The sequence below is a fragment of the Pseudarthrobacter humi genome (assembly GCF_024294965.1).
Lineage (GTDB): Bacteria > Actinomycetota > Actinomycetes > Actinomycetales > Micrococcaceae > Arthrobacter > Arthrobacter humi.
This window is the reverse complement of record NZ_JANCLV010000012.1, coordinates 124,657-135,116: the sequence shown is the minus strand read 5'-3', so window position 1 is coordinate 135,116 and position 10,460 is coordinate 124,657. Positions and strand designations below refer to the sequence as shown.

General features: G+C 58.7%; 8 protein-coding genes. 1 reads left to right on the top strand and 7 read right to left on the bottom strand.

Annotated features, from left to right (window positions below):
- Positions 1–283 (top strand): hypothetical protein (locus NFC73_RS16175; protein ID WP_254751796.1); only part of this gene is annotated, 283 nt, incomplete at its 5' end.
- A gap of 125 nt (positions 284–408) precedes the next feature.
- On the opposite strand, the gene NFC73_RS16170 is transcribed toward NFC73_RS16175, so the two are convergent.
- The 7 genes from NFC73_RS16170 to NFC73_RS16140 form a co-directional block, all read right to left on the bottom strand.
- The gene (locus NFC73_RS16170) at positions 409–1,245 is read right to left on the bottom strand and encodes an SGNH/GDSL hydrolase family protein (protein WP_254751795.1); all 837 of its coding nucleotides are present in this window, start codon (positions 1,243–1,245) and stop codon (positions 409–411) included.
- A gap of 43 nt (positions 1,246–1,288) precedes the next feature.
- Positions 1,289–2,473: an acyltransferase family protein gene (locus NFC73_RS16165; protein ID WP_254751794.1), complete on the bottom strand. Its 1,185-nt coding sequence runs from the start codon at positions 2,471–2,473 to the stop codon at positions 1,289–1,291.
- Positions 2,474–3,291: 818 nt separating this feature from the next.
- Positions 3,292–5,184: a glutamine--fructose-6-phosphate transaminase (isomerizing) gene (gene glmS, locus NFC73_RS16160; RefSeq protein ID WP_254751793.1), complete on the bottom strand. Its 1,893-nt coding sequence runs from the start codon at positions 5,182–5,184 to the stop codon at positions 3,292–3,294.
- A gap of 419 nt (positions 5,185–5,603) precedes the next feature.
- Complete coding sequence (locus NFC73_RS16155; protein ID WP_254751809.1) at positions 5,604–6,746, bottom strand: glycosyltransferase family 4 protein; 1,143 nt, start codon at positions 6,744–6,746, stop codon at positions 5,604–5,606.
- Positions 6,747–6,763: 17 nt separating this feature from the next.
- Entirely contained in the window at positions 6,764–8,032 is a 1,269-nt protein-coding gene (locus NFC73_RS16150) for a nucleotide sugar dehydrogenase (RefSeq protein ID WP_254751792.1), read from the bottom strand.
- A 575-nt stretch (positions 8,033–8,607) separates the two neighbouring features.
- Positions 8,608–9,867 (bottom strand): glycosyltransferase family 4 protein, encoded by a 1,260-nt coding sequence (locus tag NFC73_RS16145; protein WP_254751791.1) that lies wholly within the window; start codon positions 9,865–9,867, stop codon positions 8,608–8,610.
- Positions 9,864–10,451 (bottom strand): GNAT family N-acetyltransferase, encoded by a 588-nt coding sequence (locus NFC73_RS16140; protein WP_254751790.1) that lies wholly within the window; start codon positions 10,449–10,451, stop codon positions 9,864–9,866. The genes NFC73_RS16145 and NFC73_RS16140 overlap by 4 nt, the downstream gene beginning before the upstream one ends.
- Positions 10,452–10,460: the final 9 nt, after the last annotated feature.

Below are 10,460 nucleotides of genomic sequence, written 5' to 3'. Positions count from 1 at the left end.
GCCAGCGCCTAACGATGAGGTCGAGGGCCAGTGGCTCCCAAGCACACCACCACTGGCTCTCTTCCGCACGATCGGTGGCTCTGAAGCGCAAGATTGGGTGGCTCTCAAGGCATCAAATACTCACATAAGCGAAGCTCTCCGCGACGCCGAGCAGGTCCAACAGCATGAGCACGCCGACCGCGATCAGGCCGATGCCCGCGATGATGCTTGTCTTTGCCGAGTTCACCGTTTGCCTCCCGCAAATACGGCAGGCGGCCTCGCCGCGCTGTTGCCTTCAGGTTAGGTCCAGCCCGGAACCGGACATAGGGGACAAAGCCCCGGCCTTCAACCGGCCCGGAGGCGACGCCCGTCAGGAGCCACGTCTGGAGGCGTGGCCCAGCTGAGTCACACCGTCTGGCAGGCTCTGGCTCACTGAGTCAGCGTGGCCCAGGACTCCAGGAACTTCTCGGCAAGATGCGCGTGCCCGGCGGTGTTCGGGTGGGCACCGTCAAAGTCGAATCCCGGGCTGTTGGCACCCGTGAACCAGCCGGTCTCGTAGGCGTCGATGAACGGAGCACCGGCGGCTGCGGCCCCGGCGCGGACGGCGCTGTTCGCACCCTTGAGTTCCTCCGCTAACGGCTGGGGGGCCGAGGGCCCAAGAACCACTACCTGGACGCCGGGCCACAACCTGCGGGCCGCTTCGATGGTCTGCACCGTGGCGGTTTGGATTTCATCAGGGCTGGTGATCAGGGCGTCGTTCTGGCCGCCTTGCAGTATGAGGACGTTGGGGACGAAGCGCGGATCCGCAGCGGCTTCGCGCAACCGGATTTCGTACTCACGGGCCCCGCTATCCTGCGGACCACCGCCCCACGCGAAGCCGGTTCCGCCTTCCCCGTCGATGTTGGTGGGGTATCCGAGCGCGTCGGCAACAAGGTACGCCCATCCCTGGCCTGGCCGGTCCGCGCCGTCACCGGCCGTGTACGAATCGCCAAGAATCAGGAGGACGGGCTGGGCGGGAAGCTGGATTTTCAGCTGTTGGGCCGTTGCGGTGGCTGTGGGTGCCGGGGTTGCCGTAGCAGTCGGTGTGGGAGTCGCGGTGGCCACCGGAGAGCTTGCCGTCAGAGGGCTGACTGCTTCGCCTGGGGCGCGGGGATTCGTCAGGGCGATTCCTGCTACCCCGAAGGCAGCCACGGCCAGCAGAAAGAGCGCACCGTACTTGATCCATTCCTGCTTGGTCAGGTTAAGTCCCCCACCGATTCTCGTCACCCGGCACATCATACCGGCGGCGTCGCGGAGAAACTCAGTTCGTTCAGGTACGGCCGGCCAGCTCCAGCTCCCGGGCGGGCTCATGCACGGGCTCCAGGACGGGAGGGACGACGGCGGGCTCCAGCCTTCGGGAGGCCCAGCGGCGGATGGGTGTTTCCACAAATCGGAATGACAAGTAAGCCATCAGCACGGTCAGGGCTGCCGTCAGCGGTACGCGGACGGCGAGCGATGGGACCAGGGGAATCAGCAGGATAAAGACCGGCAGGTGCCAGAGGTACATGCCATAGGACAGGTCCCGGCCCGGGCGGGACAGCCAGCGGTGGCCCAGGATCTTTGAGACCAGGCCTTCTGGCAGCAGGACAAGCCACCCGATGACCAGCCCGGCCAGTATTGCCAAGGCAGTCGGGCCCACGGTCCAGAAGACATCAAACCAGGCTCCGGGGTCGGTGGGCTCCTTGAGGAAGAATACGGCGAGCAGCAGGGCGAGTCCCGCGAACGGACCGCCCCGCCGCACACCGGCCTGCAGCGAGACATGGAGCCTGGTGCCCGGGCTGATGGACGACAACACCAGAGCCACGGCACATCCCAGCAGCAACTCGTCAGCCCGTGTATCCGGCCCGTTGTAAATCCGGGCCAGCGATGCCCCGCCGGCGACCAGGAAGAACCGTGAAACCAGGAACCCAGCCGCCAGGACGGCCGTGATCCAGGCGACCGTGCGGACCTTCCAGAAGCGCAGCATCAGCAGGAGGAGCACCGGCCAGACCAGGTAGAACTGCTCCTCGACGGCGAGCGTCCAGGTGGGGCTCAGCGCGCCGGCGCCGGTCGAGGAACCGAAGGCTCCGAAGTTGGACAGGTTCATCAGGTAGCCGGCCGCCGGAATGGCATCGGCCTCCTGGCCGCCCCACCCCGATGACGGAAAGAGGAGGCCGACCAGAACCACCACAGCACACAGAACCAGCAGTGCCGGCCACAGCCGGGCGAGCCGTTTTGCGTAGAAGACTCCAAGCCGCAGCCGGCCCGTGGAGCGGTACTCCTTCATGATCAGGAGAGTGATGACAAAGCCGCTGAGCGTGAAGAAGACGTCCACGCCAATGGATCCGCCGGGGGCGAACCCGGTTACGGTGTGGAAGAGGAAAACGCCGGCCACCGCGATGGTGCGCATCCCATCGAGTGCATGCTGCCGCCCGGACACCAGTCCGGATTCGGGCACGGCCGCGCGTTCGTTCATGTTCGGGATTCCGCTACTTGACCAAAAATTCACTAATCAAGCATATATAACGTTTCTATAACCCCGCTGAGTGCAGGCTGGACGCCAGCCGGGTACGGCGGGGTCAAAGGCCGATATTGCGAGCCTTCGGGGAGGCAACGCGCCCGGCGGAAGGCAACCAGTCTCATGGCCCGATACCAAAGGAGCGGCGGCGGGCAGCGGTTGCCGACAGTCACAGCCGCCGGCCTGATCGTGCGCCTCGGAGATAGGAGCTTGACCCGGGGTTCGAATGACCCGCTACATACGCCTCGGAGGGAACCCGGGAGTGGCAGCAGATGGCCACGCCGCGTCAATGGCAACGTCATTCAGTTTCGCCCAAATTGTTCGCATAATTCCGACCCCGTCTCGCCGGACAAGGATGGACACTAGCCGATGCCCTACCCATCTCTCCACCAGCACGTCCCCAGCCGCTCGGGTCACGAAGACATCGTCAGCAACCCATGCAACACCGTCCTTTAGACCAAATAACCCCGCCTGCGGCCAAGTTCTGCTGTCCATTACGGTCCGCCAACAATGAGGTTTCCGGCTCTACGTTCATCTCGCGTTTCGTCCATGCGCCGAACCTAATTCACGCAACATGCCCAGCCACCAGTAACCAATACCTGTTTTTCAATCACCTGTGCACCTGCCTACTCAGGTAGTGCGTAGGTGTTGCCACAGCATGGCCAACGCAGAATCCGCTATCCATGCCACCACTGTGCCCGTGAGGCCCACGCACACACCGCTGCTGACCGAACAGACGACAACGCATATATTCGGCGATACCAACGGCCGTGAGGTTACTCTACGGTGACGCTCTTGGCGAGGTTGCGGGGCTGGTCCACGTCGTAGCCCTTGGCCGAGGCGAGTGCCAGGGCGAAGATCTGCAGCGGGACGGTGCTGAGCAGCGGGGCCAGCAGCACGGGGGTTTCCGGGATGTAGAAGACGTGCTCGGCGTAGGCCTTGACTGCTTCGTCGCCCTCTTCGGCGATCACAATGGTCTTGGCGCCGCGCGCCCGGACTTCCTGGATGTTGGAGACCACCTTGGCGTGCAGGGAGTCGCGGCCTCGCGGGGACGGGACCACCACGAAGACGGGCTGGCCTTCCTCGATCAGCGCGATCGGGCCGTGCTTGAGTTCACCGGCGGCGAAGCCCTCGGCGTGGATGTAGGCGAGCTCCTTGAGCTTGAGCGCACCTTCCATGGCCACCGGGAAGCCGACGTGGCGGCCCAGGAACAGCACAGACTTCGCATCCGCCATGGACACGCCGAGTTCCTTGATTTGCGCCTCGTTGTCCAGGATTCGCTGGATCTTGGCGGGGATCTTGTTCAGGTCTTCCAGGATGTCCTTGATCTCGCCCTGGAACTTGTTCCCGCGCAGCTGCGCCAGGTACAGGCCCAGCAGGTACGCGGCCGTGATCTGGGCCAGGAACGCCTTGGTGGAGGCCACGGCGATTTCCGGGCCGGCGTGCGTGTACAGCACGGCGTCGGATTCACGCGGGATGGTGGAGCCGTTGGTGTTGCAGATCGAAACCGTCTTGGCGCCCTGTTCCTTGGCGTAACGTACGGCCATCAGGGTGTCCATGGTCTCCCCTGACTGGGAGATCGAGACGATCAGGGTGTTCTCGTCCACGATCGGGTCCCGGTACCGGAACTCGTGGGAGAGCTCCACCTCGGTGGCGATCCGGCACCAGTGCTCGATGGCGTACTTGGCCACCTGCCCGGCATACGCCGACGTGCCGCAGGCCAGCACAATGATCTTGTCAACGTTCTTGAGCAGCTGCGGGTCAATGCGGAGCTCATCCAGGGTCAGTTTGCCGTTGACGTCCGAGCGGCCCAGCAGGGTCTGCAGCACGGCGTCGGGCTGGTCATGGATTTCCTTCTCCATGAAGGACGGGAAACCGCCCTTTTCCGCCGATTCCGGGTCCCAGTCCACGTGATATTCCTTGCCCTCGGCCGGGGCGCCATAGAAATCGGTGATCTCCACCGTGTCCGCGGTGATGGTGACAATCTGGTCCTGGCCCAGCTCCACCGCACGGCGGGTGTAATCGATGAACCCTGAAACATCCGAGCCCAGGAAGTTCTCGCCCTCGCCCAGGCCCACCACCAAAGGTGAGTTACGGCGGGCGGCAACCACAACATCCGGCTGGTCCGCGTGGACCGCCAGCAGCGTGAACGCACCCTCAAGGCGCTGGCAGGCATACTGCATCGCCAGCGTCAGGCCGCCGTCGGACGCAACACCACCGAGCTTGTGGCGGAAGATATCGCCCAGCAGCACGGCCGCGGCCTCGGTGTCCGTCTCGGACTCGAACGCGTAACCCTTGGCCACCAGCTCCAGCTTCAGCTCGGCGAAGTTCTCGATGATGCCGTTGTGGATCAGGGCCAGCTTGCCGCCGTCGGCCAGGTGCGGGTGCGCGTTCTGGTCCGTGGGCCCGCCGTGCGTGGCCCAGCGGGTGTGGCCGATGCCGGTGAACGTTTCCGGCAGCGGACGCTCCTCCAGCTCGGCGAGGAGGTTGCTCAGCTTGCCGGACTTCTTCCGGGACTCGATGGACCCCTCGGAGACCACCGCGACACCTGCAGAGTCGTAACCCCGGTACTCCAGACGGCGCAATCCCTCAAGGACTACATCCAACGCACTGTGACCGGCATTCACACGGCCAGCAGAATGGCCCACATATCCAACGATTCCACACATGGACGAAACGCTACCGTTTTATTGGCCACAGCCGAATTTGGAGACTGATTACGACGTGAAGCGAGACTATGTATCGGACGATGCGTGCAAATTCCCCTGCATCGGGCCAGGTGAGTACTGTCCTGCAGGAACCTCTGCACCTTGGCAGGGTCGGCAAGTACCGACGAACTGGTGGGGACAGTCCAGCGGACCATCGCCTTCCCCACGAGGCAACGAAATCTTCACTCCATCTGTATATCATTGGGGGCCTAAGATGCCCCTTGATTATTACGTGTCGGCTAGCCTCGACCCGGTGGTCTGAAGAGCATCAGCCCGCAGTTACGAATCGAGCGATAAGCTCTCCAATGTGGGGCGGTGTCAACGATCCGAACGCCTCGTAAGGCCAGCTTCTGACTACCGATGTCTGGACGCTGTGCGTGTCACATCTGCGACAACATAGTGAATACGTGAGCGTCCACTGATTCACCCCTCCATTTGTCGAAACACTGGCCCGCGCGACGACGGGCGGCTTCCCGCTCGTCCTGTGAAGTCGCGGCGTATCGGGAAATGGCGGAAGCCCAACCTCGAACCGTGTTTTCCTCAACGACCTCACCGCCCCCCGCGGCGAGACGTGCGGTCCACGGCGTAACGTCTGCGCACATGACCGGGCAGGAGACAGCTAATGCCTCCGCAATGACGTGCCCGAAATTTTCACCGAGGGTAGGGAACGTCATCAGATCATACTGGGGGAGAGCAGCACGGACCTCATTATTTGGCACTGCACCCATAAAGTTCACTCTGACATTGTCAGGAAGCTCTTGCGCCCGTCGCTTGCAATCTGCCGAATAGCTGACATCCTCTTCAGGGCCGTAGACATCGAGAGTCAGCGGTACAGCACACTCTTTGAGCGCCTCCAAGAGAATATGTAAACCCTTGATCGGGACAATTCTTCCGACGAAGACAGTACGGAGTGATTCGTTAGAGGTAAACTTGGCAAGACTCGAGTGCGCGGGAAGATCCGAATCATTTTCGCGAGTAATGACCCTTGAAGATTGTCCGAGAGCTCGCCGAATATCCGCCGCCTCGAGATCACTCGACGCATGCCAGATCACCCGCTGCAACATCCCGCTGCGCCGGTAAAGCGCAAGGTACAGACGCTTCTTACTCCCCTTTAGCTGGAGAGCTGCGGAACTAAATTCCCCCCGCGGTGCAACTCCGATGTGCTTTGGCGAGAAGTAGCCAATTGCAGTAAGCATCTGAGGCAAGATCGAAAAGCGGAAGTCAAAAAAGCTATTCAGATAGATTATCTCCGGCCGAATTTTTCGCGCAAACCGAAAGCCGCCGAATACACATCTCAGCTTCTTGACTGAAACATAGAAAACCCCAAAACCATCCTGCAATACTAATTGGTTGCGCTGGACTGACAGTGGCTTAGATTGTCCCAGGTCGGTGTCGCTTGTAATGACGGTGGCTTGAAAATTTTCAGGGGCCGCCTTCACCGTTGCCGAAAGTGTGCGTATGGGCCCGCCGCCAAGATATGCCGGCGGAAAAAAAGCGGAAAAAACAGCAACAGACTTCTGCATTTTTGTCACTGGCAGACTCAGAGTAGATCCACGAAAGGACCATTTAGGCGATTTCGCGTGTCGACAACAGGAACTTGCAAATTGTTCAGAATGTCCAGGTCGAAATCGTCATGGTCTGTGATTAGAATCGCAAGATCTACGTCCTCGAGAACTTCCTTTGACATTTCTATGCGCCCCACCCCTCCTGGCCAGCGATAGTTCTCGACATGCGGATCGACAGCGACGAGGTCGGCTCCGAATTGCTGTAGGAGTTCAATTAGGCGCAGCGACGGGGATTCGCGAATATCACCGGTATTCTTCTTGTAAGCAAGACCAATCAGTGCAATCTTCGAACCATTCACAGATTTGCGCTTGTTGTTAAGATTAGATATCGTTCGCTGGACAACATAGTCCGGCATATGATCATTAATGTCATTCGCAAGTTCCACAAATCTGAAATTCTGGCCCAGTTTCCGCCTGACTTGCCACGAAAGGTAACTCGGATCCACGGGCAGGCAGTGACCCCCTACGCCGGGGCCTGGCGTAAACTTCATGAATCCGAAGGGTTTCGTTCCCGCAGCTTCGATGGCTTCCCACACGTTGACATCTAGTTCATTCGCAAATATCGCCAACTCGTTAACGAGGGCTATATTGACGTGCCTAAATGTATTCTCAAGCAATTTGGTAAGTTCGGCCTCTTTGGGCGAGCTGACAGGAACGGTCGTAGTGACAAGATGATCGTAGAACGCTTGAACCCTCAGGAGGGACTCTGAGTCGACTCCCGAAACAACTTTTGGAGTTTCAACAAAACCCCATACTTTGTTACCTGGGTCAATTCTCTCCGGGCTATAGCCAACGTAGAAGTCAGCTTTTACTTTCAATCCAGATCCGTTTTCCAAAATGGGAACAAGCAATTCTTCGGTTGTGCCGGGGTAGGTAGTCGATTCGAGAATCACCGTAGCGCCTGGGCGAAGATGTCCGGCTAGGGCCCTGCTCGATTCTTCTATGAATGTGAGGTCAGGGAGGCTTTCTCGAAGTGGAGTCGGGACAGTAATTACGGCAATATCAAAATCCGCCACATGGGCGTAGTCCGTAGTTGGGAGATACCGATCGCTCCTCAGCGCGGCGACCAGCTCTTGGTCAGTAATGTCATCCACATAGGACTTGCCGGACGTCAGACTGTCTATACGGTTCTTATCGATATCTATGCCAACTACATTGAAGCCTACGGCGACAGCCCTCATAGCCACTGGTAAACCGACGTAGCCCTGCCCGACAACGACAACGGTTTGTGCTTTTTCAATCATTTGAATTCGCTTCCATTCGGCCTGCTCAGGACTCGAGGGAAATTCGATCCCCCAAGGCGCTATGTTACCAACAGCGCGCCTAGCCCTGGGCGTTTGATTTTGTTTGTTGCGCTGCTGCGGGCCACGACTATCCAGACGTCGCGTCGGTCAAGTTCTCGATTGGATCCATGTCCACCCGAATTGCTGCTGTCGAAGCCGCATACCGCCGCCCGGGCCGATGACAGCAGTGTCAGCGTGTGGCCCGTTGTCCGCGCTGTTCACGAGCACGTTCCTCGACCCGACAAGGCCCCGCGATAGTAGCCCACGGACTTCACAAGCCACCCTAGGGCCGGTGGAGACAGCGGGTCAGCCGGCAATTTCATCAGACGCAATAAATACTCAAGGTCGACTGCTTCCTTCGACATCGAAACACCTCCGCTCTCTCAATAGGTCCTTGGTGGGTTACGGTGCCGGAAATGGAAAGTGATGTTTTGAGCCACGACTGTCGGGGTTCGGCTCGTCGTACAGCCTTCGACAAATCGACGCTGATTAACCCGTGCTATTCCAAAAGAAACGGGACGAGAGTACGTGCACGTTCAGTGCGTAATACCGGCCGGATCATCACGTGACCCACTACGGCTGCCGACCAGCAACAGCTCAATCGCACGAAATCCCGCTTCGGAGGACAGGCGATCGGCATAATACCTAGACGCCGCAACTGACATGGCGTCGCGAGCGGTTCTACCTGCGCGCACCGCGGCGAGACATGTGGCTGCAAGACTTTCAGGGTTCTCCGGGAGACTTACCCACCCAAATCCCCCGCTGTTGCACATCGATTCCACGTCGCCGGAGACTGTCGTAATAATCGGCAATCCTGCAGCTAGCGAAGCCCCAACCTTGGATGGAATCGTTCCTCTGAAGACTTCCCTATCCAGCAATGTAACTAACTGAAAGTCCGCAGCGGCGTAGATAGGCCCCATCTTGTCAAAAGGTATTCGATCAATGAACGTCAGATGCGGCACTGCCCGAAGATGGGCCAGGTCCTTTACACCTGCCAAACTGGCCCCATCTCCCACAATCGCAAAATCTATTCCTGAGTCCGGTCCAAGGAGGTGTGCCGCCTCGACAATAGTCTCTATGTCTTGCATCACGCCCACGTTTCCCGCATAGAGCAAAAGCCACCTGTCGTCGGACGACACGCGGTTACGAAAGTCGAGTGCGGCTGCGTGTATCGATGGAGCCCGATCCATGGCCCAGTTATACACGACAGACACGGCATCGGGTGAAGCACCCCTGCTTCGCAACGTGACGGCCATAGAAGGCGCAATCGCCACGATATGGGCCGCATTCCTGTAGACGCACCGGAGTGCCAAGTCGAGCACAATGCTAGCCGTGTGTCGGAGCCACGCCGGCCTAATCATTCCAGAATCGACGACAGACTCCGGCCAGAGATCTTGGACATGTAGCACGAAGGGAACACGGTGTACCCAACGTAGGTAAAGGGCGGAGACGCAGACAGTCATCGGGGTTCCATAAACATAAACAACATCGCGATCACGCAACCAATGGGCATGCAACAATGATGTAAATGCGAAAGAAATAAATGACAGCATCCGACGGAAGCCGTTGTTGTCGTGACTGACATACTGAGGCACTCGACGAACGCGCGAACCGGCAAATTCATCCAATCCGACCCAAGATTGGCGGAAGCCTGGATAAACCCTCCCGACAGGATAGTTAGGAAATCCACTGAGTACTTTTACATCATGCTTGGATTGAACGAGATACTCAGCCAGCGATGAGGGAATAGGCGCCGGCTCAGGGGAGAACCATTGCGATATTATTCCAATTTTCATGGTTTCACTTCGAAACTACTGGTTGAGCCGTCGAGTTCAGTATCGAGTCTCTTCATTTCAAGAAACTCTGAACGCAATATACCGATTTGTACGAGATCAACATATTCACCATTCCGCCAAACATGTTGTCGAAGCCTACCCTCCTCAAGCCAACCACACTTCAGTACATACGCGGCAATAGATCTGGAATTGTTCGCAAGTATACTCGCATGCAAGCGATTGAAACCGGCGTCAAGAAATCCAAATTCCATAATTGATCTGATCGCAGCCACGCCGTATCCTCGACCTCGTACGTCACTGGTTCCACCGAGCTTAATTGCTGTCATGGCTGTGCCATTACGCCAGTCAATTTCCCAGAATCCGGTGATCCCAATCGGTTTCCCTGACTCAGCCTCGATTATGAACCGTTTCGTTGTCGAATCGGCTCTGCTTCGCGCGAACCATTCCCCCTGGCCAGCGTCCGACAAAGGCCAGTCCCATCCAACGACTTTATCGCGAACACCGGGATCATTGGCGAGTTCACGCAAAAACTGCAGGTCGCGTTCTTCAAGGGGTCGGAGGTGTACAGTGGGTCGACTAGTCATATCCGCATT